Here is a 26241-nt window from a genome sequence, read left to right as displayed (position 1 = left end):
GTCCTCAGCGCCAGTGATGAAATGGACCTGCGCGGGCAGAGCCGGTCCGATGGTTCAGACAGGCGCTGCACGCCGTCGTTCGCCATCGGTGTTATGCATCGAGAATTGTGAGCGCGAGTTGGCACATTCTCAGGCCTGACCCAGCAGATCGGCGCTTTGCACGCGCTCGACGCCCATCTCCAGTAGTGTCTTCCAGGCGTGCTCCAGCGAGCCGTTCATGTCGATAGCGCGACAGGCGTCTTCAATGACATACGTATTGAAACCGGCACTGCGCGCATCCTGAGCAGACCACGCGACACAGAAGTCCAGTGCCAGGCCGACCACGAACAGCGTGTCGATACCGCGCTCCTTCAAATACCCGGCCAGCCCGGTGGTGGTTGACCGGTCTGCCTCCAGAAACGCCGAGTAGCTGTCTATGTGCGCATTGCAGCCCTTGCGCAGGATCAACTGCGCGTGAGGCAGATCGAGGTCGGCATGCAATTGCGCACCGTGGCTGCCTTGCACGCAGTGATCCGGCCACAGGGTCTGCGGACCGTAGGGCAGGGTGATGCTCTCGAACGGCACGCGCTGCGCATGGCTTGAGGCAAACGAGATGTGCCCGGCCGGGTGCCAGTCCTGAGTGACGATCACCCGTGCAAAGCGCGCACCCAGACGATTGATCAATGGCAGCAACGCATCACCGTCAGCCACCGCCAGCTGCCCGCCGGGCATGAAGTCGTACTGCATGTCGATCACCAGCAGGGCGCAGCGAGGATCGGCAGGCTGGTTGGAAAGCGGCATCGGCGGTTCTCTCATCAAAAGGGCTGTGGTGTATCGCAGTTTGCCTGTTTGTCCCCGTGTTTGCTAAGTGCGATCGACAGCGGTGGGAAAGGTATTTTTGCGATTTTGTATCAAGTGGTAATACGAATCTGTACTATTCGCGAAAAATCCTGCCGGGTCCCAAGAGGCCTGGTTTCTTGCCAAGGGCTGCACGTCGATGCGTCGTACTCTCGTTTCACTTTGTGTCATTCAAGCTATCTCCCAGGCCGCCTGGGCTGACCAGGTTACTGCCGGGCAACCTTCGAGCGATTCGATAGAGTTGCAGAACATCGACATTCAAGGCGCCGCCAGTGCCGAAAACGCACAAGGGCCGGTTGACGGCTATCGGGCCACACGCTCCGCCAGCGCCACACGTACCGACACCTCTTTGCATGAAACCCCGCAGTCCGTCAGCGTCGTGACCCGCGAGGCAGTGGAAGACATCGGTGCTACGCGCCTGCAGGATGCTCTCGATTACGCAGGCGGGGTCGGGCGGGCCAACAACTTCGGCGGCCAGGGCCTGACCACGTTTACCGTGCGCGGCTTCACCACGGGCGAGTTCTATCGCAACGGCTTCCCGATCAATCGCGGTTATCCGAACATGCCGGACGCCAATACCATTGAGCGCCTTGAAGTGCTGCGCGGTCCTGCCACCACGCTGTACGGCCGTGGCGATCCGGGAGGCACTTTTAATGTGGTCTCCAAACAACCGCTGGCCGAGCGCAAGGTCACATTGGGCAGCCAGCTTAATGATCAGGGCATGAAGCGCGGTACGCTGGATGCGTCCGGCCCGCTCGATGATGAAGGGCGTTTTGCCTATCGACTCAATGTCGTGGGCGAGGGTGGCGATACCTTTCGTGATCACGTCGAAACCGAGCGTTATGGCGTGGCGCCGGTCTTGAGCTGGCAGGTCAACGACGCCACGCGCATCACCTTCGAGGGTGATTTCATGCGCAACAACGCACCGCTGGATCGGGGCCTGACGCGCTATCCCGCCCAGACACGCACCGCTTCGCGCGACACCTTCTTCGGCGAAAAGAGCGTGGGCAAGCTGCACAATGACAACAACATGGCGCAACTGCGCTTTGATCACGATCTGAACGCTGACTGGAAGCTGGGCGGTGGCATGCAGATGCTCGACGGCTCGCTGCAAGGCGATGCTATTGAGGCTAACGGCCTGGCCGCCGACGGTCGCACCCTGGGCCGTAACTTCAACTACCGCAAGCTGGAGTGGACTGACCGCGATGTGCAATTGAACCTGACCGGGCATTTCTCCGCGGGCGGTTTCGAGCACACGCTGCTGACCGGCGTCGAGTACGAAGACTACGACTACAAATCGATCATCCAGCGCTCCAGCGGCGCAGTCAGTGCCTACCCCATCGACATCTTCAATCCGGTCTATGGCCAGGCTCGACCCGCACTGACCCGAACCACCACCCACGACAAGGAAAATCTGAAAACCTGGGCTGCCTTCGTACAAGACCAGGTAACGCTGACCGAGCGCCTGAAACTGGTGGGCGGCGTGCGTCTGGAGCGCTTCGAGCACGACTACGATTCTTTCCTGCCCGGCACCAGCAGCTGGACCGCCAGCGATAACGCCGTCACACCGCGTGTTGGCCTGAGCTACGACCTGACCGACAGCGTCGCGGTCTACGCCAACACCGCGCGTTCATTCAAACCCAACAGCGGTGCCAGCCGGCTGGGTGGCGGCTTCAAACCGGAAGAGGGCAAGTCATACGAGATTGGTACCAAGTGGGAAACGCTGGAAGGGCAGTTGAGTGTCGACGCGGCGATCTACCAGATCGAGAAACGCAACGTGCTGACCACCGACCCGGTTGACTCCACATTCAGCGTGGCGGCAGGCGAAGTACGGAGCCGTGGCCTGGACCTCAACGTGGTCGGCAACCTGACGCCCGAGTGGCGGATGATGGGCAGCTACGCGTACGTCGACGCCGAGGTGACCAAAGACAACACGCTGCGCTCCGGCACACGTCTGATGAACATCCCCGAACAGACGTTCAGCCTGCTTAACGTTTACGAATTTCAGGACGGTGCGTTGCGTGGCCTGGGGTTGGGCGCCGGCGGCCGCTACGTCGATCAGCGCGCCGGGCGTACCGCCAACGTCGCCTTCTCGATGGACAGTTACACCGTGTTCGACCTGCTGGCCTTTTACAAGGTCAACCCGAACGTCAAGCTCAACCTCGACCTGAAGAATGTTTTTAACACCGAGTATGAAGAAGGCGCGTTTGGCAACGTCTACGCGTATCCGGGGGCTCCGCGGACGGTGCAGGTAGGGATCGCCTATACGTTGTAAGGCTGTACGTATCTGCCATTGGCATGGATAGATAGAAAGCCTGACCCTTTTCAGGGTCGGGTTCAGCGGCGCGTATCAATGACATCGAGCCCCGATCACTCGGGGCATCGAATCATGAGTACTGGTCTGACTTAGAAAATCCGACACGGCGGCGAAGTTTGCCGTCCTGGAACTGGTCCTTGCCGGGCAAAATATCCGCTCCCGCTGCTTTAAGAGCGGCCATGTTATCCGTCATGGCTTTGGTGGCATCGTCCTTTTGCCGGAAGGTGCTCCCTATCAGCAAGCTGGCATTGCCCACTTCGCCAATCTGCAATTTATAGCCAGCCTCTTGAAGCGCCTTGATCTGTTTTCCGAGCCGGGAAGACGCTTCGCTTTCTCTGGCATACACATGAAAACCGCCAATCAGGGCAGGGTTGCCTTCGCCATTGGCGGCCTTCAATTGATCGGCAAACTTGACCAGGCCGCTCTGCGGGCCAGCGGTCAGGCCACCCCCCCAGTTACTGTCCTCGACAACAATGCTTCCTTTAAAGCCGGCATTGCGCGCGGACTTGATCAAGGTGGTCTGCATGTCGGACCACTCCTGACTGGCGCTGTTACCGCCCTGATGGAAAGTGTCGAGCACGAAGCCTGGACGACTGCCGAACTTTTTGACCACACTGCTGATGTCGGCCGCAGCCTGCTTCAACTTGTCTCCCGTCAGCACGTTGCCGCTGCCCTGGTTCGCATTGTCACGAAACGTGAACTGAACCTTTACATCCTGTTTGCCACCTTCATTGAGCAGTGCCCTGAGCTTGTCCATCTGCTTGACGTCCCGGATCTGATCATGCGTCATCTGGATGCGTAAGGTTCCGCCTCCAATCGCTTTCAGGTCCTGAATCATCTTGGTGGCCGCAGCCGGTGTGGCGATGTCATCAGGATTGACGTTGGCGCCCCCGCGCGCGACGGTCTGGGCAGTTTTTGCTGCCTCTGAAGAGGCGGCCTTTTCTGCTTCCTTGGCTTTTTTTTCTGCGTCCGAAAGGGCCGTGCTGTCCTTCACCGCGGCCACTTCGCTGCCAACAGCCTTTGTATCGTTCTGGCTGACAAGCGCTTTTTGACTGGCAAGCAAAGCCGTGTCTGATGAGGAAGCTTCGCTTTCCTGCGACCGGGTATTTCGGCTGAGCATCATCCTTGTGTAAACAGGGGACCCTTCCGCTGTCTCGGCGGAGCGGCTGTCGGAGGCCGTATAGGTGTCGAGTTTCGCCTGCTTTTCAGGGGTCGGCTCAGTAGCGCCAGCGTCCACGGCCCGCGTGGTTCTGTCTGCCGTTGCAGGCTTTTCACTGGTGGCCATGAGGGGGTCATAGGACCTGGCGGTGTGGATGTTCATCGAATGTCTCTGTGGGCTCTGTGCGAAAAGTGGCTGCGCTCGGTGAAACAGAAAAATGAGTCGCCAGGGAAGCGATAACTTATTAAATGACAGTGTTCAGCTAGATCATAGGGGACGTTGCGATGACGCTTTTATTAACGTTTCGCTTTTTCTGTTCTTTTTAGATGGTTTTTTGGCGAAATCGTGTTTTTAGCGTTATCTGTCTGCGGGCAGGTTCGCATACATGCAGCGTGTAGGGCAACAAAAATTCCAATGGCTGATGTTTTAGCTTTTCCTTAGGGGGCGGCGGTCATCGACGCTCAACAAGGGTTTGCTATCAGGATAGTTGGATTTTCAATGTTGGCACCGGGTCGCCTCATGAGGTGCTGGCTCCTGATAAGAATCGGGAGCACAGCATCACGTTTCAATGGCGGGTCTGGAACATGAAGTTCATTAGGTACTTATGAAGGGTCAGTATTGATCTGACTTTGAAAATCCGACATGGTGGCGAAGTTTGCCATCCTGGAACTGATCCTTCCAGGGCAATATATCCGCACCCGCCGCTTTCAGTGCGGCAAGATTATCCCGCACGGCTTTAGTGGCGCCGTCTCTTTCTTCAAACTTGTCGCCTCCCAGCCAGTTGGCATTACCCACTTCGCCAATCTGAGGTTTATAGCCTGCATTTTGCAGTGCTTTTATCTCGTTGCCCAAGCGGGCAGAGGCGTCTGCCCCACTGGCATATTCATGAATGCTGCCAATCAAGCCGGGGTTGCCTTTGCCGTTGGCCGCTTTTAATTGATCCGCGTATTTCACCAGGCCGCTCTCGGGGCCTGCGGTCAAACCACCTCCCCAGTTGCTGTCCTCCACAACGATGCTTCCCTTGTAGCCGGCGTTGCGTGCCGATTTGATCAGCGTACTTTCCATGTCAGCCCAGCCCTGGGTGGCTGATGTGCCACCTTCATTGAAAGTGTCCAATACGAAGCTTGAGTGACCGCCGAATTTTTTGACCACATTGCTGATGTCGGTCGAGGCCTGATTCAACTTGTCACCCGTCAGTACGCTTCCGCCACCACCGTTCGCGTTGTCACGAAATGTAAACTGGACTTTTACGCCTTGTTTATCCCCTTCATTAACCAATGCAGTGAGTTTATCCATCTCCTTGGTGTCCTGGATTTGATCGTGTGTCATCTGGATACGTAACGTTCCGCCGCCAATCCCTTTCAGGTCCTGAATCATTTTAGTGGCGGCTGCAGGTGTAGCGATGTCACCCGGATCCACATTGGCACCGCCGTGCGAGCCAGTATCCGCATTGCTGGCATTTGGGGTCGGCCCCGAAACTTTCTCTTCGACAGTTACCGCGTTGCTCTGAAGTGCGTTTTTAGTCACTGCCGTTGCAACCTGCTGTTGACCGGCCGGAGCCGTGTCCGACGGGGCGGCTGATTTCTGCAGTTGGGCGTTGCGGTTAAGCAGTGCTTTTGTGTAAACCGGAGCAGTTTCCGGCGCCTCTGCGGGGCGGCCTGATGAATCGTATTTATGGCTGGCGGTATAGGTGTCAAGTTTTGACTGTCTGGTCGTAGGGGCATCATTGTTGCCAGCGTTCACGGGCAATGTGGCTTTGTTCGTTACAGCAGATTTTTCTGGCGCGGCCATCGAAAGGTCATAGGACCGGATTGAATTGATATTCATCGAGCGTCTCTTTCTGAGCGGGGGTTAAGTTCGGTGGCGATGCTAGAGATGGCAAAGGGCTATTTCAAGTGGTTAAAAATGAAACATGCAAGTTACGAGTGTGGTCGGCATGGTGAATGTCGGTAATCATTTAAAGAACTCGGGCGGGGATTAAATCATTGATTTTATTAGTGCTTGTGCGTGTTTTTCTTTTGATTTTTCAACGCTTGATAGCGTGCGCTTGGACGTGATGTTATTTACGGGGTGAATGGATACTCATAAATAAACTGCCCGTGGCGAATGAAAAGTCTTACTTTTTAGTGTGTTGAATTTTTGTTTTATTGATCAAAAGCCTGTGGCTTAATTGTCAGGGTTCTGGGTTGATTGTCGAAAATATTGCGCTGCGCTATTTGCCAGGATGCAGGGGGGGTGGTCGCACGGATTGCTGAATCGCTAGTGTAAGCAAAAAAGTATCGATCACTTTGTTAAAAAGTACCGGCACGTTGCGTGTGAGGTTAAGTGCATCGTCGATGATTGAACCGTTGAGTAAATTTTTCTGGCATCACGGTGTGGTTGTTATCCCCGTGTGTGTCTTGTGCAGGCTGCATCAAGAGGAAGTTCTATGTATTTACGACGTTTTAAAATAGCCACGCGAACGTTGGCATGCTTTGCTGTCATGGTTTTGCTGGTCTTGGGTTTGGGTATTTTCAGCCTGGCACAGTTGTCCAGTATTCGTGCCAAAGGCCTTGAGATCGAAAACGACTCATTGCCCGGAATTGCCTTGGGCGACGCCATTGCTCTGGCGTTTTCAAACACGCGCTACGACGTAATGAAAATGTTATCCGCTCGCAGTGCCGATCAACTGGTTCAGGCGCGCGACGAGTTAATGCAGCGCGAATCAGTGTTCGCAAAAGCCATAGAGGCGTACCAGCCTTTCATCGATTCGCCGGGCGAGCGGGAGTTGATTGAGGGCGTGGACACGACGTTTAAAGACTACGCGCGACATGCCGAACAGGTTCACGCACTGATCACGGCAGGCCAGGAGGACGCAGGCCGTCTGCTGGCCTGGAATGAGATGGCAGGTATCGCAAAGTCCCTGATGGCGCAGCTGGAAGGTCTGAAACAGCTCAACGATGCGTCGCAATCAGAAGCCAGCACCGGCGCCAGCCATACCTATGCCACTGCCAATCGGGTCACGTTGTTTACGATGGGGGCGGCGCTGCTGGTCACCCTGATCCTGGCCTGGCGGCTTACTGTCAGCCTGTCGGGGCCGATTAGACAGGCGTTGGCGGCATCCGAAATGATTGCGGCGGGCGACCTTCGCATCGCGCACATTGAAAGCCTTGGCAGGGATGAGGCGGCCCTGTTACTGCAGTCGATAGTGCGGATGCGTGAAAACCTCAGAAACACGCTGAGCCATGTCGGGCAGGCGGCCGGACAAGTGTTCACGGCGACCGAAGAACTGAACATATTGATGCGCGATAACAACGCTGACCTGCGTGTTCAGAATAGCGAAATAGAGATGTCTGCTGCTGCGGTGACCGAGATGAGCCAAGCGGTACAGGAAGTCACGCGCAATGCTGTTTCCACTTCAGAAGAGTCAAAGGCGTCGGCCCGTGCTGCGCAAGAAGGGCAGGGGGAACTCGGTCTTACAGTCGGCTCAATCAAGCAACTGACCGAGGATGTGCAGCAGGCTACCGATCAGGCACAACTGCTGGCCGTCAGAACACTGGAAATTTCAAAAGTTCTGGAGGTTATAAGGTCTGTTTCCGAGCAGACCAATCTGCTTGCCCTGAACGCAGCGATTGAAGCTGCCCGTGCGGGTGATGCCGGTCGAGGGTTTGCCGTTGTTGCAGATGAGGTGCGCGCGTTGGCTCACCGTACCAGTGATTCGACGCGGGAAATCGAGAGCATGATCGAGCACGTACAGCAAGGCACCCAAAACACCGTAGCGGCATTGTCGCTAAGCCGCGAGCAGGCGCATCGCACCAAAGCGCAGGCAGAATTGGCCAACGCAGCGTTGGCCTCTATCGCCAACTCGGTGATGATCATTGATGATCGCAACCTGGTAATCGCCAGCGCCTGCGAAGAGCAAACGCAAGTCGCCCGTGAGGTCGACAGCAACCTGGTGCGTATTCGAGACCTGGCGGCCCAGTCGGCAACTCGCGCGGACAAGACCGCCCACGCCAGTCAGCTACTCGCAGAACTTGCCAACGGCCTGAACGAAAGGTTGAGGCATTTTCAGTTGTAGCAAAACATAGTCTCGGCGCAGGTGCATTTCGGGTTTATGTTCCAGCAGGCGGCTGTTGGATTCGTATTCGTAACTGACTTCACCGCGCAGTTGTCGAGGGTGCGGCCCAGTTCACAGGCAGGTCGTATTTGTGGTGGCGATGGATTAAGTTGTAGGCGTGCTTGACGGCTCGCCTGGCAACCAGAGGGCATCCTTTCAGCCAGAGCGACTTTTTCAGAAAAGCCCTGGCGAAAAAAGTGCCCTCAAAGACGCTTTCCTGCCTATACATGAACCGACAGCGTCGCCTGCAAAATGTCACAACACACTCAACGGGTACTCCACGATAACGCGCACTTCATCCAGGTTCTGCTCGAACTCGGTCGCTCGGGTCGTGGCCTGGCGGACGCGTACTGACAAGTCCTTCAGGGTTCCGGTCTGAAAGGTGTACCTGGCTTCGATGTTGCGCTCCCAGCGTTTCTGGTCGGTCAGCGGATTGCCTTGTGCGTCACGGCGCATGTAGGTGTTGTTGGCGTTGGTATAGTCAGCGTCGGTACCTTTGCCGTAGCGGGTCATGAACGTAAGACCGGGCACGCCGTAGGGGGTCATGTCCAGGTTATAGGTGAGCATCCACGAGCGTTCTTTCGGCGAGTTGAAGTCGCTGTACTGGAGGGAGTTGGTCAGATAAATCGAGTCGGACAATCTCAGGTAGTCGAAGTCGTCATCGCCCTGGTTGCGCTGATGGGAAAGCGCCAGGCTGTGTGCGCCGTATTTCAGGTCGACACTGGCGCTCCATATGTCGTTGTCGAACTCGCCGAGCAGCCGTTTGCCTTCGTCGGTTGCGTTGTAGTAATTCAGGCTGCTGGTCAGCGACAGGTCGTCGTTGATCGGCAGCACGTAGGACACAGCCCCGTATTTCTGGTCCCACGCATCTTTCAGTCGGCTGGTGTATAGAGATAGATTCAGCCGGTCAGTGGCTTTGTAGTCACCGCCGAAATAGGCGAGCCAGGGTGAGTCGACCGGACCGGCATAGAACGTGGAAAAGCCTTCTTTCATGTCGCTTGAAGCAGGCTGACTCATCCCGTTTAGGCGACCGCCTTGTAAGGTCAGGCCCTTGAAGCTGTCGTTGATAGCGGTCACGCCGCGAAAGCTTTCCGGCAGCAGACGGCTATCGCCGAAAGCGACAACGGGGGTTGTCGGGAAGACATCGCCTGCTCTGACGACAGTGTCGAACGCTCTGGCTTTCAGCGCGCCGCCGACTTTGGTGTATTCATTGCGGGCGTTGCCATCCGAATTGACGGGCATCACCGAGAAGGGTGTTTGAAGGCCGTTTCGGCCGTCGCCCGTATCCAGCTTGATACCGACCATCGCGAACGCATCCAGACCTACGCCGAGGGTGCCTTGGGTGAAGCCCGATTCAAAGCGCCCCATGATGCCGTGCGCCCAGGCTTCAGAGTAGCCGCTGCCGGTCGGGCTTGACTCACCATGACGATGGTCACGGTTCATGTAGAAGTTTCGATTGAGAATGTTGAGCGAGCTGCCTTCGACGAACCCTTCTTTCTGCTCTTCTGCGAAGGCGGCAAAAGGTGTAATTCCGGCGAGGGTCGACCATAAGGCGAGGGAAAGTCTTTTGCGTTGAGTCATGTGCACTCCGTTCATTGGGCAGATCATATAAACGTCTCGGTCTGGCATATTTTTATAACTCGATGGCTGCCAGTGAGGCCCAATCTTGAAGAGGCGAAGATAACGCGAAGATGACGACTGCATTACAAATCTGAAAGAAGTACGCGTCACGCCAGTCGCGGCATTTAGATCGGAAAACGAAACTCAGATCAATATGCCAGTTGGCATATTGTATTTTGAGGATCTATAAAAAAAGCGCCCCGAAGGACGCTTTAATTTTCGCCTCAACCCAATATTCCGGAACACTACCAAAGGCGAAAAGGGTAGCTGCTTGTTGTAGGCCAAAAGGCGTTAGCCTTCGGATTTAGCGGAAGTCTCAGACCTGGATTTTTCGTCCGAGTTTACATACTGCTCGTTCTGTCGGGCGCTCTGGCCCTCCCGGAAACGCTGCTCCTGAGCCATGCGCATCTTGTCGGAAGCCGTGCTGGCGAATTCGTTGCCGTCGTCGGCAAAGGCACTTGTAAAGGACAGGGCGGCTACTGCAAAGACCATCGATTTAATCACTTTCATCGTCATTTTCTCTTCTCTGGTTAATGTTTGGATCCTGTTTGCGTCGTGCGTTTTTCAGGAATGAGCCAAGCTTAAAGTCGGGCAACTAACAGGAAGGTGAGCAAAAAATTACAAATTCGTCATAAATAAAAAAGTGTATGAAAAACAGGTAATCTCCAAGCTCGCAAGCCGTAAAAGCCCAGCGATCTTCGCGTTAAGCGTGGAACGTTAATTCAGACAATATTCAAACAGCGGAGTCATCTAATATGCGTACTGCCCAATCCTTACTGCTCGCTCTGGCCATTCTTTCTCCCCTGAGCGCTTTCGCTTACACCACAGACGAAGTCAAGGCAGAAACCTTGATCAAGAATCACCAGGCCGCCGTACAGAAGTACGCCACCACCCATAAAAAGGCGATGCCTGCGATCGAAGAATACAAGTACGGTATGAAGCTGGACGTTGCCAAAGTGATCCGCAAGTCGCCGGACCTGAAGACCTGCAGCGTCATGCCTAAGCTGATGACTTACCAGAACTCCAAGGGCGATCTGAAGACTGTTCAGTACCAGGTGCTCAGTGGTTGCCTTAACAGCCAGTGATTCCAGACCTGCCAGGAGGCACCCCCTCGCTTCACCCTAACCTTCAGCCCGGACAGTCGTCCGGGCTGATTTTTTGTGCGTGAGAATCGTGAGCGCCATCCCTTTTTCAAGGCTCTTGCAACGCGCGCACGTTGAGAGATTTACCTGCTTCACTGCGCTGCTGACGTCCTCGAATGGGGCAGCAACAGCAACCCTCAGCCAAACACTCGAATCGGCGACCCCGCATGCCAGGCCTGAATAGCTTCAATCATCTGCCCGTAAAAAGTCCGATAGTTGTTCTCGGTGACATAGCCGATATGTGGCGTTGCCAAAACGTTGTTCAACGTGCGGAACGGGTGGTCAGCGGGCAGCGGTTCGATGTCGAACACGTCCAGCGCGGCGCCAGCGATGTGGCGCTGTTGCAGGACCTTGATGAGCGCAGCCTGATCGATGATCGGGCCGCGGGACGAGTTGATCAGGTAGGCGCTTGGTTTCATCCAGCCCAGCGCTTGTGCATCGACCAGCCCTCGGCTGCGGTCGCTGAGCACCAGGTGGACCGACAGCACATCGGCTTGCTCGAACAGTTGCTGTTTGCTGACGTAGGTGACGCCCGATTCGGCGGCAGCTTCGGCAGTCAGGTTCTGGCTCCAGGCGATGACGTTCATGCCGAACGCCTGCCCGTAACGGGCGATCCATTTGCCGATGCTGCCCAGGCCGAGAATGCCCAGGGTCTTGCCATGCAGGTCGCTGCCCAGCCCGACCTGCCAGTTGCCTGCGCGCAGTGAGTTGGCCTCGGCCACCAGGTTGCGGGTGATGCCCATGATCAGCGCCCAGGTCAGTTCCGGCGCTGCGTTTTTGTAGCTTTCAGTGCCACATACAACAATGCCCTGACGCTCGGCAGCCGCTGTATCGATGGCCGCGTTGCGCATGCCGCCTGTCACCAGCAAACGCAGGTTTGGCAACTGGCTGAGCAGCACGTCATCGAACAATGTTCGCTCGCGCATCACGCAGAGGACATCGAAGCCTTGCAGGCGCTGGACCATGGTCGCGGTGTCGGCCGGGTAGTCGTGCAGAAAGCTGATTTCACCTACCGAGTCGAGGGCAGACCAGTCGACCACGCCACTGGCGACGTTCTGCCAGTCATCGAGCACTGCGATTTTCAATAGGGTCATGGTCTGCGGTCCTCTTGATGGGGCTGAAAAGGTTAGTTGAACAGGCTGGCGGCAATGTTGATCGAAAAACCCAGAATGGCGGTGTTGAAGACAAAGCAGATCAACGACTGGCCCAGCACGACCTTGCGCATTTCATGGGTTGCTACGCCCACGTCGGAGGTCTGTACTGCCACGCTGAGGGTGAACGAGAAGTACAGAAAGTCCCAGTAGTCCGGATGCTTTTCGCCGCCGACGAAGGCCAGTGCCGGCTCCTTGCCGTTCCAGGTGTAGAACATGCGTGCGTAATGCAGGCTGAAGATCACCCCGATCATCAACCATGAGCCGATGACGGTCAGGCCGGTGAAGGCGTGATGGAGCATTTTGGCGTCGCTGGAAAGGCCCTTGCTGCCAGCGACCTCGAAAATGATGGCGGCCAGGCTGGCCAGTGCTGCGACGCACACCGTGACAAGGATGACGCCGGCGTTCTCATCTTCCATCAGTGCGACTCGCCGGACATCGTCGGCATTGCTGCGCAGTGTGCGGACGAAGATCAGAATCAGATAAAGCCACACGCCTGTGTCCCAGCCCGTCAGCAGGCTTTGCGTGAGTGTTGCGTGGGGGATGAGCCAGGCCCAGGCGATGCCTGCGGTCAAGCCAACCAGGGCTGCGAGAGTCAGGCGAGGGCGGGTGCGGGCAAGATGGCGCATGCGGTCTAGTCGTTACTGGATGTTGCGAGACAGTAGCATGCCAATTCCGCCTGCCAAGCCGGATTTGAAAAAAACGGCGCGCAAGGGGGTTGCGCGCCGTGTGCCAGCATTGTGGCCAGTCAATTAATGAGTGAACGTCAGGCTCAGCGCACCAGGCAAGGCTGCTTGTTGTTGAATTTCCAGTCCGGGATCAGAAACTGCATCGCTGCGGCGTCGTTACGCGCGCCCAGCCCCATGCCTTTATAGAGTTCATGAGCCTTGGCCAACTGGTCGGTGTCCAATTCGACCCCCAACCCCGGCTTCTTCGGTACGGCGACCTTGCCGCCGATGATTTGCAGTGGGGCCTTGGTCAGTCGCTGACCGTCCTGCCAGATCCAGTGGGTATCGATCGCCGTAATGTTGCCCGGCGCTGCGGCGGCAACCTGGGTGAACATCGCCAGCGAAATATCGAAATGGTTGTTGGAATGCGAGCCCCAGGTCAGGCCCCATTCATTGCACATCTGCGCCACACGCACCGAACCCTGCATGGTCCAGAAGTGCGGATCGGCCAGCGGAATGTCCACCGATTGCAACTGAATGGCATGGCCCATTTCACGCCAGTCGGTGGCGATCATGTTGGTGGCGGTTTTCAGGCCGGTGGCGCGGCGGAATTCAGCCATGACTTCGCGACCGGAAAAGCCGTTTTCCGCACCGCACGGGTCTTCGGCATACGCCAGCACGTGATGCTGATCGCGGCACAGGCGGATGGCTTCCTTGAGCGACCAGGCGCCGTTGGGGTCCAGCGTGATGCGTGCCTCGGGAAAGCGCTCGGCCAGTGCGGTGACGGCTTCGATCTCCTCGTCGCCGCTCAACACCCCGCCCTTGAGTTTGAAGTCCTGAAAGCCGTAACGCTGTTGCGCGGCTTCGGCCAGACGCACCACTGCTTCTGGGGTCAGCGCTTCTTCATGGCGGAGGCGGAACCAGTCGTTGTCAGCCTCGGGTTCGCTGCGATAGGCCAGGTCGGTCTTGCGCTGATCGCCGACATAAAACAGGTAGCCGAGCATCTCGACCTGATCGCGTTGCTGACCTTCACCGAGCAGGGCGGCAACCGGTACGTCCAGATGCTGACCGAGCAGATCAAGCAGCGCGGCCTCCAGTGCGGTGACTGCGTGAATGGCGATGCGCAGGTCGAAGGTTTGCAGGCCTCGGCCGCCTGAATCGCGATCGGCGAAGGCTTTGCGTGCCTCATTGAGGATCTTCTGGTAGGTGCCGATGCTGCTGCCGACCACCAGTGAGCGCGCGTCTTCAAGGGTCTGACGAATCAGTTCGCCGCCAGGCACTTCGCCGACGCCCACATGCCCGGCGTTGTCTTTGAGGATGACGATGTTACGCGTGAAATAAGGGCCGTGCGCGCCGCTGAGATTGAGCAGCATGTCGTCATGGCCGGCCACCGGTACAACCTGCATGTCGGTGATGACAGGGGCCTTGCCGGTGATGTTGGAGTGCTGAATATTCATGACTGATCCTGTAAAAAGTGTGGCCTGTAAAGGAATGGCTGCACAGGTGAATCAATGGGTGGCCGGGGTCTGGATAGCGGCCACCGGAGTGGCGCCAGCCTTGGGGGTGTTGCGCGCGGCGAAGACGATGATTGCCGCGATGATCGATGTTGCAGTCAGGCCATACAGCCCGCCCTGAATCGAGCCGGTGTGCTCTTCGAGCAAGCCGAAGGTGGTCGGCGCGACAAAGCCGCCGAGGTTGCCCACCGAGTTGATCAGCGCAATGACCGCAGCGGCGATACGTGCATCCAGATACGCCTGCGGAATAGGCCAGAACAGCGACGACGCGGACTTGAAACCCAGCGCCGCAAAGCAGATGGCAACGAAGGCGAAGATCGGGCTGCCGGTGGTGGACATGAACATCCCGGCAGCGGCAATCAGCAGGGCGATGGCGACCCAGGCCTGCTGACGCTTCCATTTGGCGGACAGTGTGGCGAAAGCGTACATGCCGATGATCGACAGCAGCCACGGAATCGAGTTGAACATGCCGACTTCAAAGTCAGTCATGTTGCCCATCTTCCTGATGATGCTCGGCAGCCAGAAGGTCGCTGCGTAGATGGTCAACTGAATGAAGAAGTAGATCAGGCAGAACAGGATGATCTGGCTGTCCTTGAGCAGTTTACCGAGGGTGGCCTTGACCGGTGTTGCGGCTTCGCGAGCAGCCTGTTCGGCATCGATTGCGTTGACCAGCGCGTCCTGTTCTTCGCGGGTCAGCCACTTGGCGTCGTGCGGCTTGGAATCCAGCCAGAGCCAGACGAAGAAGCACAGCCCGACCGAGAACATGCCTTCGATGAAGTACATCCACTGCCAGCCTTTCAGGCCAAAACCGGTGATTTGCAGCAGCAGACCGGACAGCGGGCCGGAGATCAGCGAAGCGATGGCCGAGCCGCTGAGAAAAATGGCAATCGCCTTGCCGCGCTCGACGCCGGGCAGCCAGCGGGTGAAGTAGTAGATTACGCCCGGAAAGAAACCCGCTTCGGCCACGCCGAGCAGAAAGCGCAGGATGTAGAAGTGTGTTTCGTTCTGGATGAAGGCCATGCAGGCGGCAACGATGCCCCAGGTGAGCATGATTCGCGTCAGCCAGATACGCGCCCCGACTTTCTGCAGCAGGATGTTGGAGGGGACTTCAAACAGCGCGTAACCGATGAAGAACAGTCCGGCACCCAGCCCGTAGGCGGCAGCGCCGATACCGAGGTCGTGCTCCATGTGCGAGCGCACGAAGCCGATGTTCACCCGGTCGATGTAGTTGACGATAAACATGATCACGAAAAGCGGCAGGACGTGACGTTTGACCTTCGAGACGGCTGAACTCAGAACCGAATCTGTGCCGTCGGCCATCCTGGAATTGGATGTGCTCACAGTTGAATCTCCCACTCGTTGTTTTTATGCGGGTATGTGCGAAGTGTGTCCCTCGCATTGTCGGTCATCATACAAGTAAAAGGCGTTTGCGCAATCCCCCGTTACGCCTCGTTTTGAACATTTTTGGAAGCGGGCCGGCCAATGAAAACGCTTCGAACAAGGTCGGCAAGCTAGCGCTGATGGACGGCTAAAGCCTTTGAATTCGGGGTTTTTTGGGTTTTTAGATCAGCCAAAGGGAAGTTTGATGGCCACTATTTGATCCAGGTCGGCGGTTGTTGAAGCCTTGGGTCAAGAAATAATTTTTTTGACAGCGCTGAACAGCTTGTAATACAAGTCAGACAACTGCGCAGGCCTGTGAAAATCGGCCTTTGCGTGCATCCACCGGCAGGCGTCCGCCAGCAAGGGCGTGATAAAGCTGCACAATCAGACAAGTCAGGACTCACTCGCCATGCAGGAATCCGCCAGCGCAGCCCCCAAACGCCGTCAGCACAGCCTGGCCACAGATCTGGTGACCGAACTGAGCCAGCGCATTCTGCTCGGCAAGATCGCGCCGGGGCAGAAATTGCCGTCCGAGAACCAGATTGTTCGTGAACACGGCGTCAGTCGTACCGTGGTGCGTGAAGCCATTTCCAAGTTGCAGGCGTCCGGGCTGGTGGTGACCCATCACGGTATCGGCACGTTCGTGCTGGAACGCAGCGACCAGACAGGCCTGCGCCTCAAGGTTGAAACCGTGTCACGCGTGCGCGACATCATCGAGTTGCGCATCGGCCTTGAAACTCAGGCCGTGGCCTTGGCTGCGGTGCGTCGCACCGATGAACAACTGGCGGCTATGCGTCAGGCGCTGGATGACTATCAGGACCTGCTGGCCAATGACGACAGCTGTGTCGAGGCCGACAAGCGCTTCCACATGCTGATCGCCGAGGCCACCGGCAATCCGTATTTCATGGAGATCATGCAGCATCTGGGCAGCGCGATCATCCCGCGCAGTCGCATTGCGTCCAGCGAGCGTGCTGGCAACAACCTCGCGCATCAGGGCTTCCTGGCCAATCTGGAACACGAAGCATTGCTCAGCGCCATTCGCCGCAAGGACCCTGACGCCGCGCGTGCGGCGATGTGGACGCACCTGAGCAACAGCCGTGAGCGACTGGTGCCGCTGGAGTGAACCGTGCCGCTTTATCGGACTTCGCTTAATACGCCGAGCATCACATGGGTCTGCCACTCGAAGTAGGGGTTGAAGGTCAGGCGTGCATGGACTTTGCCGGGCTCGTTGTAGCCCCAGTCCGAGTACCACACCGGCCCTTCAGCCATGCATTTCGCGGTGTCCGATGTGCTCTGGCCGTTCCAGCAGATTCGTTGACTGCCCGCCACGCCGTAAAGCGGGTTGTCCGGCGCGAACAGGATGCCCATGTGCGAAAAGCGGCTGATTCGGTATTCCGGCAAAGAGTCCGTGCGCACCTCGACGCGGGGCATGTCAGTGGTCTTGCCGGGGAGGTCGCCGTACCAGATCAGCCGACTGGCCGGGTGGCTGAAGCGCTGGTTGAAGTTGTCCAGTACGTACTCGGTATCCAGCACCGAATCGTGTTCGGCGATGACAATAAATACCGGTTTTTCGTAGCGGCGCTGATGCAACCGGTCCTGCGCCAGCGCGCTGCTGCGGTAGAACTGGGCAAAGCCGTTGGTGGGCATATTCATGTAGCGCAGCGGCGTCTGCATCGGGCGCAACCCGTCGTTGGGTGCGGCGAGCCAAGGCTTGGCCCAGCCGATCCACGGTGTCAGCCAGGCGTAGCCGCTGTTGGAACGAAACGCCGGCGAGAACAGCACCAGCCCGGCGATCTCGTCATGCTCATAGGCATAGTCCAGGACCAGATTGGCGCCGGTCGAGAAGCCACCCAGATAGACTTTCGGCACCTCGCGGCTGAGCAGTTGCGCTTGTTCGCGCACTACCTGCTGCCACTGTTCCAGGCGCACGTCGAGCATGTCTTCGGGTTTGGTGCCATGCCCCGGCAGCAGCACGGTACGCACCAGGTAACCCTGAACGGCGAGTTTTTGCGCAACATCATGAAAAGACCACGGTGAATCGCCGAGCCCATGCACCAGCAGCACGCCGCCTTTCGGTGTGCCGGTCGGGGTCCACTGGCGCGGTGCGTTCCAGCCCAGTTCGGTCGCGTGGTCGTCAGTCTGGAAGGTGCGTTGGTTGCGGATCAGCTCGACCGTCCGTTGCCGGTAGTCTTCAAAGCTTGTGTTGGGTGTCTGGTTTTCGGCCATCGACGTGCAGGCTTGCAAGGTCAACAGCGACAGCACACTGGCGAGTCGGAATCTGATCAAGTTCAGGGGGCCTCTTGCAGATGGCGGTTCAAACGTTCAAAGCAGGCACTCTGCCACGCACATCGCGCGCTTTACCACTTTCAGGCACACTCGGACGCTCTATAACTTCAACAAAATGTATCCACATGCCCAACCATTACAAGCCTTGCCCCGCGTCGGGAGCCTTTCATGTTCGCCCTTGATCGAGCGCTGGCTCAGGACATCGTCGACCGGGCGATGGCCATTCTGCCGTACAACGTCAATGTCATGGACTACTTGGGCATCATTATCGGCAGCGGCGATCCAGAGCGTTTGTGCACCCGCCACGAGGGGGCACAACGGGTGTTGGCCAATGGTCAGGTGGTCGAGATCGATTCGCTGGCGGCGATGCGCCTGGGCGGTGTAAAACCGGGCGTCAATCTGCCCTTGATGCTCGACCATCAATTGGTGGGCGTGCTTGGCATCACCGGCGAGCCGGACGAGGTCCGGGTCTATGGCGAATTGGTGAAGATGACGGCTGAAATGCTCATGGAGCAACGTCGTCAGCAAGCCGACCTGCAATGGCGCGCGCAACGCAGTGAAGACCTGCTGGCTCGGCTGCTGTTGGCTGATTGCCCAGAAAGTCTGGTGGACGAAGCGCGGCAATTGGGCCTGCAACCGCATTTGCCGCGTCAGGCGGTGCTCATCCAGCTGGACGCACCAGGGGCGTTCGCCAGTCAGATTGCAGCCTGGCTTGGCTCGCGTTACGCCGACAGCTGGTGCGTGCTGCGTGAGCCCACGTTGCTGTACTGGTGCCGCACGGTGGGCAAGGAACGTGACGACGGCGTGCTGCTCAGGCAATTGGATGAGCACGGCTGGCCAGTCCTGCGCATGGCCACAGTGGGTCAATCTCCGGATTTGCCCACATTACGCAATGCCTGCGCGGCGGCGCGCGATCTGCTGGACTACGCCACTCAGGCCAGACCCGGGCAACGCATTCTGCGTCTGGAGGCGCACCGTCTGCCGGTGCTGTTCTGGCGCTACCGCCATGACTGGCTGGCCGAAGAAGTGGCCGAGCCGATTGGCCGTTTGCACAATCATGCGCAACTGCTCGACACCCTGTGCAAATGGTTCGAGTACAGCGGCGAAAGCCAGGCCTGCGCCGAGGCCCTGGGCATTCATCGCAACAGCCTGCGCTACCGACTGGAGAAAATAGCCGAACTGACGGGCTGCGATCCCTACAAGACCGATGACCTGCTACGCCTGTATCTGGGCGCGCAGATGATGACTCGTCATGAATAAAAAGCTTTTTTGGTCAAATGCCCGATTGCCGATGCTGATCATTGTGCGCAGGGCAGGCGGCGAAACCGGGCCGGGATGAGAACATTCGGTATCGGATATGGAGAACAACAATGAAAATAGTCATCGCCCCCGACTCGTTCAAAGACAGCCTCAGCGCCCAAGCGGTGGCCGACGCCATCGCCAGCGGCCTTGCCGAAGTCTGGCCGCACGCAGAATTGATCAAATGCCCGATGGCTGACGGCGGGGAGGGCACCATCGAGGCATTGCTGGCGGCTTGCAACGGCGAACTGATGAGTGCCAGGGTCAATGGCCCGCTGGGGCAGCCGGTCGAAGCACAATGGGGATGGCTGGCAGAAAGCCGGACCGCAATCATTGAAATGGCCATGGCAAGCGGCTTGCAATTACTCACCCTTGAGCAGCGCGATGCCTGCGTCACCAGCACCGCAGGCACCGGGCAGTTGATTCTTGCGGCGCTGGACGCCGGAGCCCGGCGCATCATTCTGGCAATCGGTGGCAGCGCAACCAATGACGGCGGCAGCGGCATGCTCGCGGCATTGGGCGCACGCTTTCTCGATGCCGACCACCAGCCGTTGCCGCCCGGCGGCCTGGCGCTTGCGAATCTCGCCCGCATCGACCTGAGCGGTTTCGATCCACGTCTGTCCGGGGTGCGCGTCGAAATTGCCGCCGATGTCGACAATCCGCTGTGCGGGCCCAACGGCGCTTCGCACATCTTCGGCCCGCAGAAAGGGGCATCGCCCGAGCAGGTTATCGCGCTGGACGCAGCGCTTGGCTGTTTCGCCGATCATTCGGCGCATATCCTCGGCCTGGACCAGCGCAACAGCCCCGGCAGCGGTGCGGCAGGTGGAATGGGGTTTGCCGCTAAAGCGTATCTGAATGCCTCGTTTCGCCCCGGCGTCGAAGTGGTTGCCGACCTGACCGGGCTGGAGCAGGCGTTGATCGGTGCCGATCTGGTGATTACCGGCGAAGGTCGTTTCGACGCGCAAACCCTGCGTGGCAAGACGCCTCTGGGTGTGGCGCGGGTTGCGCAGCGCCAGCGCGTGCCGGTGCTTGTGCTGGCCGGTACGCTGGGCGAGGGTTACGAGCAGCTTTACCAGCACGGCATCAGCGCAGCCTTTGCGCTCACCAGCGGGCCAATGAGCCTTGAGCAGGCGTGCCGCGATACCCGTCGTTTGCTGCATGACCGCGCACGTGATGTGGCGCGGGTCTGGCAACTGGCGGCTCGTCACTGAGTGCGTCCCTGGAGGCACCGTCTGCACAGGACAATTCGGCAAGCGCGCGTGGTTTGTCGAGTAAAAACCCTAAATGATTGCTGACCGCTCTCAAGAATTGTAGGACATGGGCGATACGCTGGCGGTTGTCTGACAACTTCCCGTCAAACACTGCCCTCCAAATAAAAAAGAGCCTTGGCCATGAACTTACGCAAACTCACTATCGCTCGTCGTGCCGGTCTGGGTTTTACCCTCATTTCCCTGTTGGTCGCATTGCTCGGCTGGTTTGCGTTGGCGCAGATGTCGACCATTCGCCAGAGCGAAGTGGCCGTCGAAACCAATTGGCTGCCAAGCATGCGAGTGGTCAATGATATCCGTGAAATCATGCTGCGCATTCGGACTATCTCCCTGCGCATGGCACTGGACACCGACCCTGCGAGCATTCCGACCTATCGCGGGCAACTGGACGTGCGTCTGGGCGACCTGAACAAGAAGCTGGACACCCTCAAGACCTTCGTCGACACCCCTGAAGAAAAGACCCTGAATGATCAGTTTCTGGTGACCATGGGCCAATACCGCACGGCGCTGGATCGCTCTTTCGTGCTGGCAGGCCAGGGCGACAGTGCCGGGCTGAACAAGCTGCTGCTGATCGACATGAAGCAGATTGTCGACGGCTCCGGCAAGCAGCTCAATGACCTGGCCGATTTCTATGTCACCAAGGTCGATGCCGAAGGCAAGTCGGCCGAGGCCCAGTACGACAAATCGCGCGATATCGTGATTATCTTCGTGGTCCTCGCTGCGCTGTGCACCATTGGCCTGGCGCTGTGGCTGACGCGCAGTATCGTCAGCCCGTTGCAGCGCGCAGTGACCGCCGCCGAGCAGGTTGCCGCAGGTGATCTGACGCACAGCATCGAGGTCGACGGCGAAGATGAAGTCACTCGCCTGTTGCGTGCCCTGGCATTGATGCAGGGCAACTTGCGTGACGCCATGCGTCATATCGGCAGTTCGGCCACGCAACTGGCCTCGGCCGCCACAGAACTCAACTCGGTCACCGAGGACAGCTATCGCGGGCTCAACCAGCAGAACGCCGAGATCGATCAGGCAGCCACTGCCATCAATGAAATGACTTCGGCAGTGGAAGAGGTGGCACGCAACGCAGTGTCCACCTCGGATGCTTCCAGCCAGTCCAGCAACTCGGCGCAGGCGGGCCAGACGCGGGTGATCGAGACCGTGCAGTCGATCGAGATACTGACCGATAACGTGCAGGCCACTTCAACGCTGGTGCAAAACCTGGCCAATCAGTCGCAGGACATTGGCAAGGTGCTGGATGTGATTCGTTCGATTGCCGAGCAGACCAATCTGCTGGCACTCAACGCAGCGATCGAAGCGGCGCGCGCCGGTGAGTCGGGGCGGGGCTTTGCGGTGGTGGCCGATGAAGTGCGGGCACTGGCGCATCGCACCCAGCAGTCAACGCTGGAAATCGACTCGATGGTCAATGCCATGCGCAGCGGTTCTGCCCAGGCGCTGGAATCGATGAACACCAGCCGCGAGCGCGCCAGCTCGACATTGTCGCTGGCCAAGGGCGCAGGCGAATCGCTGAGTGAAATTACTTCATCGATCAATCAGATTTCCGAGCGCAATCTGGTGATTGCCAGCGCGGCTGAAGAGCAGGCGCAAGTGTCGCGTGAAGTTGACCGCAACATCGTCAATATTCGTGATCTGTCCATGCAATCGACCCAGGGTGCCAATCAGATCAGCGCATCAAGCCATGAGCTGTCGCGTCTGGCAGCGGACCTGAACCAGGTGGTCTTACGCTTCAAGGTGTAAAACCCTACATTGATACAGGTTGTGTCCGCTTGCCGACGAACGACCGGACGCGCATTATGCCCTCGGTCAAAACGACCTCCGGTACAGTCGGCACAACCTTATCGAAGGGGGCGGCATCGCGTCATGGACAATAATAATCACACTTTCAGCAGTTGGCTGCGCTCGCCAGCCCATCATCAATGGCTGGCACTGGAAGGCAACCGCCTGTTGGCCTTCGCCAAGGCATCCAGGCTGGAAAACGGCTTTGGCAGTCTTGACGACTACGGACGTCTGATGGTTGGTGCCACGGCCGAAACCATGAACACGGCACGCATGACTCACTGTTTTGCCATGGCCCATGCGCAAGGCATACCCGGCTGCGCCGCGCTGGTCGATCACGGGGTCGCCGCACTCAGCGGTCCGCTGCGCGATGCCGAGCACGACGGCTGGTTCAGCGCCGCGCCCGAAGACGGCGGCAAGACCGACAAGCAGGCCTATCTGCACGCGTTCGTCGCGCTGGCCGCCAGCTCTGCGGTGGTGGCGGGGCGCCCTGGCGCTCAGGCGCTGCTGTCCGACGCCATTCAGGTCATCCAGACGCATTTCTGGAGCGAGCAGGAAGGCGCCATGCGCGAGTCGTTCGCGCAGGACTGGAGCCATGAAGAAGCCTATCGCGGCGCCAACAGCAACATGCACAGCACCGAAGCCTTTCTAGCGCTGGCCGACGTGACCGGCGATGCACAATGGCTCGATCGGGCGTTGAGCATTGTCGAGCGAGTAATCCATCAGCAGGCCGGGGCGAACAACTTTCAGGTCATCGAGCACTTCACCCAGGGCTGGCAACCGTTGCCCGACTACAACCATGACAACCCGGCCGACGGTTTCCGGCCTTTCGGCACCACGCCGGGGCATGCGTTCGAGTGGGCAAGGCTGGTGTTGCATCTTGAGACGGCGCGTCGTCACGCCGGGCGTTCCAGCCCCGACTGGCTGCTCGAAGATGCCCGTCAACTGTTCGCCAACGCCTGCCGCTACGGCTGGGACGTGGACGGCGCACCAGGCATCGTTTATACCCTCGACTGGGACAACAAACCGGTGGTTCGCCATCGTCTGCACTGGGTTCACTGCGAAGCCGCTGCGGCTGCCGCTGCGTTGTTGCAACGTACCGGCGAGCAACAGTATGAAGACTGGTATCGCTGTTTCTGGGAGTTCAACGAAACCCTGTTCATTGATCAGGAACATGGCAGTTGGCGTCATGAACTGAACGAGCTTAATCAGCCCAGTGCGGACATCTGGCCGGGCAAACCTGACCTGTACCACGCTTATCAGGCAACGTTGTTGCCGGTCCTGCCGCTTGCACCCAGCCTAGCCAGTGCTTTGGCGGGGCTAGAGTGATCATCAGGTAGCCTGGGCGTTCGAGTCTTACAGCGCAGGGATGCGCTTGTCAGTCAAGCGAATGATCTGCCGGGCCAGAAAGCTGCCGGTCAGGATCACACCGAACAAGCGCAAGGTCTGCATGGCCAGCACGAAGCCGACGTCGGCATGGGTATCAATGGCGATGATTGCCATCGTGTCCAGGCCACCCGGACTGGTTGCCAGGTACACCGACAGATAATCCTTGTCCATCATCACCGCAATCAGCCAGGCCGAGAGCGCGCACAGCACGATCAGCAGCAGTGACGCGAGAATCATCATCGGCAGGCGTCTCCAGACGTATTGCACGGTCGGCCGGTCGAAGCGCAGCCCGACGTAGCAACCGATAGCGCCGTAACCGATGGGCAGCAGCCAGTCAGGAATGGTGATCTGCATCAGTCCGCTCAATTGCAGTGCGCCGCCCAGCATCAACGGCACCAGCAAGGCACCCGCCGGCAGGCGCGAACCCAGCACCACCCCGGTCACAATGACGGCAAGGCTCAGGCCCGGATCAGCCATGTTGAGGTCCTGCAGAACCGACGCGCTGCTGTGCAAATCTGCAGCAGGCGATGCGCCGATCAGATGACTCACCAGTGCGCCGATGGTCACGACACAAACCACCCGCACGTACTGCATGGTGGCGACGATCCGCGAGTCGGCCCCGTAATCCTCGGACATGGCGACCATTGCCGAGGCCGCACCTGGCGACGTGCCCCAGGCTGCCGTGTTGCTGGGTATACCGGCAAAACGCACCAGCACCAGCCCGACCACTGCGCTGAGCACCACCGTCAGAACGGTGGCCAGTAGCATGACGTGCCAGGAGTGCAGGGCGGTGAGCAGCACACTGACCGACATGGCATGGGCGATCAGTACGCCGACCGTGCCCTGGCCCAGTTGAAAGACGCTCTTGTGCATACGGATGGTGGCACCCGATACCCCAAAGCCGATGGCAACCAGCATCGGGCCAAGGAACATCGCAGCGGGCATATTGAAAAGTTTGAGCAGTTGACCGGCAGTTCCGGCCATCAGGATCAGCGCTGCCCATTGGGCCAGCGGCGAGAGTGTGGATATCGAAAAGCGTGAAGCCTGGGACAAGGACGTTCTCCTTGGTCGGTGTGAATTGCAGGTGGCCATTATCGACACCGTAATTAATCAAGTCTATTTTCTAATAGTCATGAATTGATAACTTTGGTTGATAGATATGGACCTGCGTGATCTCACCTATTTCGAAACCATCGCCGAGCTGGGCCACCTCGGACGAGCAGCCGAAAAGCTCAATCGCAGTCAGCCTGCGCTGACCAAAAGCATCCAGCGCCTGGAAGAATCGTTCGGCACGCGGCTGTTTCAGCGTGACGGTCGCCGAATCAAACTGACGCCGGTGGGCGAGTTGTTGCAGGCGCGAGGCAAGGAGTTGCAGCAAAGCATTGCGCAGACGCAGCGCGAAGTGAGGGATTTTGCCAGCGGCATGGTGGGCAACATCCGTGTCGGCTGCGCTGCGACGATGGCGGAATACCTGATGCCGAAACTGACCTCGGCCTTGTTGCAGCGCACCCCGGACGTCACCTTCAAGCTGGTCATAGGTCAGGATGACCTGCTGCGTGAGTCCCTGCGTTCAGGGCAACTGGACATGATCATCTGCGCCCTGGCCCCCGACAGCGACGACGTCACCAGCTTTGCCGTGCTCAAGGATGAAGCGGTAGTGATTGCCAGCAAGCACCACCCGATCTTCAAGACACCCTTGCAGATGAGCGACCTGTGCGCGTACCGCTGGGTATTGCCGCCAGTCAGCGTGTCGTCACGCAAATGGCTGGATACAACCTTCGCCGCGCACGGCCTGCCGCTGCCGACCGTACAGATCGAGGCCAACTCCATCTCGCTGCTGCCAGGGCTGATAGCGCAGAGCAACCTGCTCAGCTTCGTCGCCCGCGAGTCGCTGGAATTCGGTAAAACCATGCAACACCTGCGCGAAGTGCCCTTGGAACAAACCACCCTGAAACGCACAATCGGCGTCACCCTGCGCAAGGGCGGCTACCTGTCGCCCGCCGCAGAAGGCATGTTGCAAATGCTGCGCGACAACGGCGGGGACTTTCTGGGTTGGGGGTGAAACGCAGCGATTGACCCAGGCCAACTGATTCTCGTGCATGTCGCTCCGCGTCAAGGTGTGAAATTTGTGCTGCAACACAACGGCATGCCTTGCTCGTAGTTACTGCATATAAATAAAAGCGCTTTTTTACCGCGATGGTACTGACGACGCAGAGTGCGACGTAAGTGTCAGGGCGAAGGAACCCGACGAAGTCGGGCCGGAAACGGAGCGGGGATAATGAGATGGTCAGCCCGATCCGAGAAACCCGGAGTGTCTACACTTTCCG

At 58.3% G+C, this 26241-nt stretch carries 20 protein-coding genes and 1 pseudogene; 10 read left to right on the top strand and 11 right to left on the bottom strand.

Going from position 1 to position 26241, the window contains the following annotated elements; all coding sequences use genetic code 11:
* Positions 1 to 129 precede the first annotated feature (129 nt).
* On the bottom strand, positions 130 to 780 hold the full coding sequence (gene pncA, locus QRN38_RS16715; protein ID WP_005767318.1) for a bifunctional nicotinamidase/pyrazinamidase: 651 nt from the start codon (positions 778 to 780) through the stop codon (positions 130 to 132).
* 196 nt (positions 781 to 976) lie between these two features.
* Between pncA and QRN38_RS16710 the strand changes: the two genes are divergently transcribed.
* Positions 977 to 3112: a TonB-dependent siderophore receptor gene (locus QRN38_RS16710; RefSeq protein ID WP_057417784.1), complete on the top strand. Its 2136-nt coding sequence runs from the start codon at positions 977 to 979 to the stop codon at positions 3110 to 3112.
* A 112-nt stretch (positions 3113 to 3224) separates the two neighbouring features.
* On the opposite strand, the gene QRN38_RS16705 is transcribed toward QRN38_RS16710, so the two are convergent.
* Together QRN38_RS16705 and QRN38_RS16700 are read right to left on the bottom strand one after the other, a co-directional pair.
* Positions 3225 to 4475 carry a cellulase family glycosylhydrolase gene (locus tag QRN38_RS16705; protein WP_057417783.1) on the bottom strand — a complete coding sequence of 417 codons (1251 nt, stop codon included), beginning with the start codon at positions 4473 to 4475 and terminating at the stop codon, positions 3225 to 3227.
* Positions 4476 to 4925: 450 nt separating this feature from the next.
* Complete coding sequence (locus QRN38_RS16700; protein WP_011104480.1) at positions 4926 to 6140, bottom strand: cellulase family glycosylhydrolase; 1215 nt, start codon at positions 6138 to 6140, stop codon at positions 4926 to 4928.
* A gap of 601 nt (positions 6141 to 6741) precedes the next feature.
* Here QRN38_RS16700 and QRN38_RS16695 point away from each other — a divergent pair.
* Positions 6742 to 8370: a methyl-accepting chemotaxis protein gene (locus QRN38_RS16695; RefSeq protein WP_057417782.1), complete on the top strand. Its 1629-nt coding sequence runs from the start codon at positions 6742 to 6744 to the stop codon at positions 8368 to 8370.
* A gap of 294 nt (positions 8371 to 8664) precedes the next feature.
* Here the strand turns inward: QRN38_RS16695 and QRN38_RS16690 are convergent, their stop codons facing one another.
* Positions 8665 to 9990 carry an OprD family porin gene (locus QRN38_RS16690; protein WP_057417780.1) on the bottom strand — a complete coding sequence of 442 codons (1326 nt, stop codon included), beginning with the start codon at positions 9988 to 9990 and terminating at the stop codon, positions 8665 to 8667.
* A gap of 330 nt (positions 9991 to 10320) precedes the next feature.
* The gene (locus QRN38_RS16685; protein WP_057417779.1) at positions 10321 to 10545 is read right to left on the bottom strand and encodes a hypothetical protein; all 225 of its coding nucleotides are present in this window, start codon (positions 10543 to 10545) and stop codon (positions 10321 to 10323) included.
* 239 nt (positions 10546 to 10784) lie between these two features.
* Between QRN38_RS16685 and QRN38_RS16680 the strand changes: the two genes are divergently transcribed.
* Entirely contained in the window at positions 10785 to 11114 is a 330-nt protein-coding gene (locus tag QRN38_RS16680; RefSeq protein ID WP_005767301.1) for a DUF2790 domain-containing protein, read from the top strand.
* A 194-nt stretch (positions 11115 to 11308) separates the two neighbouring features.
* On the opposite strand, the gene QRN38_RS16675 is transcribed toward QRN38_RS16680, so the two are convergent.
* The 4 genes from QRN38_RS16675 to QRN38_RS16660 form a co-directional block, all read right to left on the bottom strand.
* Positions 11309 to 12265: a D-2-hydroxyacid dehydrogenase family protein gene (locus tag QRN38_RS16675; RefSeq protein ID WP_057417778.1), complete on the bottom strand. Its 957-nt coding sequence runs from the start codon at positions 12263 to 12265 to the stop codon at positions 11309 to 11311.
* Positions 12266 to 12297: 32 nt separating this feature from the next.
* Positions 12298 to 12951 (bottom strand): DUF1345 domain-containing protein, encoded by a 654-nt coding sequence (locus tag QRN38_RS16670; RefSeq protein WP_057417777.1) that lies wholly within the window; start codon positions 12949 to 12951, stop codon positions 12298 to 12300.
* 143 nt (positions 12952 to 13094) lie between these two features.
* Entirely contained in the window at positions 13095 to 14447 is a 1353-nt protein-coding gene (gene gudD / locus QRN38_RS16665; protein ID WP_005767295.1) for a glucarate dehydratase, read from the bottom strand.
* Between the two features lie 51 nt (positions 14448 to 14498).
* Positions 14499 to 15824 (bottom strand): MFS transporter, encoded by a 1326-nt coding sequence (locus tag QRN38_RS16660; protein ID WP_057417776.1) that lies wholly within the window; start codon positions 15822 to 15824, stop codon positions 14499 to 14501.
* A gap of 469 nt (positions 15825 to 16293) precedes the next feature.
* Between QRN38_RS16660 and QRN38_RS16655 the strand changes: the two genes are divergently transcribed.
* The gene (locus QRN38_RS16655; protein ID WP_054090471.1) at positions 16294 to 17007 is read left to right on the top strand and encodes a FadR/GntR family transcriptional regulator; all 714 of its coding nucleotides are present in this window, start codon (positions 16294 to 16296) and stop codon (positions 17005 to 17007) included.
* Positions 17008 to 17018: 11 nt separating this feature from the next.
* Here QRN38_RS16655 and QRN38_RS16650 read toward each other — a convergent pair whose 3' ends face one another.
* Entirely contained in the window at positions 17019 to 18110 is a 1092-nt protein-coding gene (locus QRN38_RS16650) for an alpha/beta hydrolase (RefSeq protein WP_054090479.1), read from the bottom strand.
* Positions 18111 to 18338: 228 nt separating this feature from the next.
* On the opposite strand from QRN38_RS16650, the gene QRN38_RS16645 reads away from it, so the two are divergent.
* From QRN38_RS16645 to QRN38_RS16630, 5 genes and pseudogenes are all read left to right on the top strand, one after another.
* Positions 18339 to 19430 carry a sugar diacid recognition domain-containing protein gene (locus tag QRN38_RS16645; RefSeq protein WP_057417775.1) on the top strand — a complete coding sequence of 364 codons (1092 nt, stop codon included), beginning with the start codon at positions 18339 to 18341 and terminating at the stop codon, positions 19428 to 19430.
* A 110-nt stretch (positions 19431 to 19540) separates the two neighbouring features.
* Entirely contained in the window at positions 19541 to 20680 is a 1140-nt protein-coding gene (locus QRN38_RS16640) for a glycerate kinase (RefSeq protein WP_057417774.1), read from the top strand.
* 180 nt (positions 20681 to 20860) lie between these two features.
* A pseudogene (locus QRN38_RS28335) lies at positions 20861 to 21631 on the top strand (MCP four helix bundle domain-containing protein); the annotation flags it as partial.
* Positions 21623 to 22486 carry a methyl-accepting chemotaxis protein gene (locus tag QRN38_RS28330; protein ID WP_370737340.1) on the top strand — a complete coding sequence of 288 codons (864 nt, stop codon included), beginning with the start codon at positions 21623 to 21625 and terminating at the stop codon, positions 22484 to 22486. The pseudogene QRN38_RS28335 and the gene QRN38_RS28330, both read left to right, overlap by 9 nt.
* A 123-nt stretch (positions 22487 to 22609) precedes the next feature.
* Positions 22610 to 23854: a D-mannose isomerase gene (locus QRN38_RS16630; protein ID WP_005767284.1), complete on the top strand. Its 1245-nt coding sequence runs from the start codon at positions 22610 to 22612 to the stop codon at positions 23852 to 23854.
* Positions 23855 to 23881: 27 nt separating this feature from the next.
* Here QRN38_RS16630 and QRN38_RS16625 read toward each other — a convergent pair whose 3' ends face one another.
* The gene (locus tag QRN38_RS16625) at positions 23882 to 24967 is read right to left on the bottom strand and encodes an AbrB family transcriptional regulator (RefSeq protein ID WP_010205738.1); all 1086 of its coding nucleotides are present in this window, start codon (positions 24965 to 24967) and stop codon (positions 23882 to 23884) included.
* 106 nt (positions 24968 to 25073) lie between these two features.
* Here QRN38_RS16625 and QRN38_RS16620 point away from each other — a divergent pair, with 106 nt between their 5' ends.
* Positions 25074 to 25976 carry a LysR family transcriptional regulator gene (locus QRN38_RS16620; protein ID WP_005767282.1) on the top strand — a complete coding sequence of 301 codons (903 nt, stop codon included), beginning with the start codon at positions 25074 to 25076 and terminating at the stop codon, positions 25974 to 25976.
* Positions 25977 to 26241: the final 265 nt, after the last annotated feature.

It is taken from the genome of Pseudomonas sp. CFBP2511 (assembly GCF_030209255.1).
GTDB lineage: Bacteria > Pseudomonadota > Gammaproteobacteria > Pseudomonadales > Pseudomonadaceae > Aquipseudomonas > Aquipseudomonas avellanae.
The sequence above is the reverse complement of the archived record's forward strand: the minus strand, read 5'-3'. Positions and strand labels throughout refer to the sequence as shown.

Coding starts and splice junctions, on each gene's coding strand:
- QRN38_RS16675 (WP_057417778.1), bottom strand. CDS start 12,265: ATGACCCTATTGAAAATCGCAGTGCTCGATGACTGGCAGAACGTCGCC.
- QRN38_RS16640 (WP_057417774.1), top strand. CDS start 19,541: ATGAAAATAGTCATCGCCCCCGACTCGTTCAAAGACAGCCTCAGCGCC.
- QRN38_RS16655 (WP_054090471.1), top strand. CDS start 16,294: ATGCAGGAATCCGCCAGCGCAGCCCCCAAACGCCGTCAGCACAGCCTG.
- QRN38_RS16660 (WP_057417776.1), bottom strand. CDS start 15,824: ATGGCCGACGGCACAGATTCGGTTCTGAGTTCAGCCGTCTCGAAGGTC.
- QRN38_RS16705 (WP_057417783.1), bottom strand. CDS start 4,475: ATGAACATCCACACCGCCAGGTCCTATGACCCCCTCATGGCCACCAGT.
- QRN38_RS16650 (WP_054090479.1), bottom strand. CDS start 18,110: ATGGCCGAAAACCAGACACCCAACACAAGCTTTGAAGACTACCGGCAA.
- pncA (WP_005767318.1), bottom strand. CDS start 780: ATGCCGCTTTCCAACCAGCCTGCCGATCCTCGCTGCGCCCTGCTGGTG.
- QRN38_RS16690 (WP_057417780.1), bottom strand. CDS start 9,990: ATGACTCAACGCAAAAGACTTTCCCTCGCCTTATGGTCGACCCTCGCC.
- gudD (WP_005767295.1), bottom strand. CDS start 14,447: ATGAATATTCAGCACTCCAACATCACCGGCAAGGCCCCTGTCATCACC.
- QRN38_RS16680 (WP_005767301.1), top strand. CDS start 10,785: ATGCGTACTGCCCAATCCTTACTGCTCGCTCTGGCCATTCTTTCTCCC.
- QRN38_RS16695 (WP_057417782.1), top strand. CDS start 6,742: ATGTATTTACGACGTTTTAAAATAGCCACGCGAACGTTGGCATGCTTT.
- QRN38_RS16630 (WP_005767284.1), top strand. CDS start 22,610: ATGGACAATAATAATCACACTTTCAGCAGTTGGCTGCGCTCGCCAGCC.
- QRN38_RS28330 (WP_370737340.1), top strand. CDS start 21,623: ATGCAGGGCAACTTGCGTGACGCCATGCGTCATATCGGCAGTTCGGCC.
- QRN38_RS16670 (WP_057417777.1), bottom strand. CDS start 12,951: ATGCGCCATCTTGCCCGCACCCGCCCTCGCCTGACTCTCGCAGCCCTG.
- QRN38_RS16620 (WP_005767282.1), top strand. CDS start 25,074: ATGGACCTGCGTGATCTCACCTATTTCGAAACCATCGCCGAGCTGGGC.
- QRN38_RS16645 (WP_057417775.1), top strand. CDS start 18,339: ATGTTCGCCCTTGATCGAGCGCTGGCTCAGGACATCGTCGACCGGGCG.
- QRN38_RS16710 (WP_057417784.1), top strand. CDS start 977: ATGCGTCGTACTCTCGTTTCACTTTGTGTCATTCAAGCTATCTCCCAG.
- QRN38_RS16700 (WP_011104480.1), bottom strand. CDS start 6,140: ATGAATATCAATTCAATCCGGTCCTATGACCTTTCGATGGCCGCGCCA.
- QRN38_RS16685 (WP_057417779.1), bottom strand. CDS start 10,545: ATGACGATGAAAGTGATTAAATCGATGGTCTTTGCAGTAGCCGCCCTG.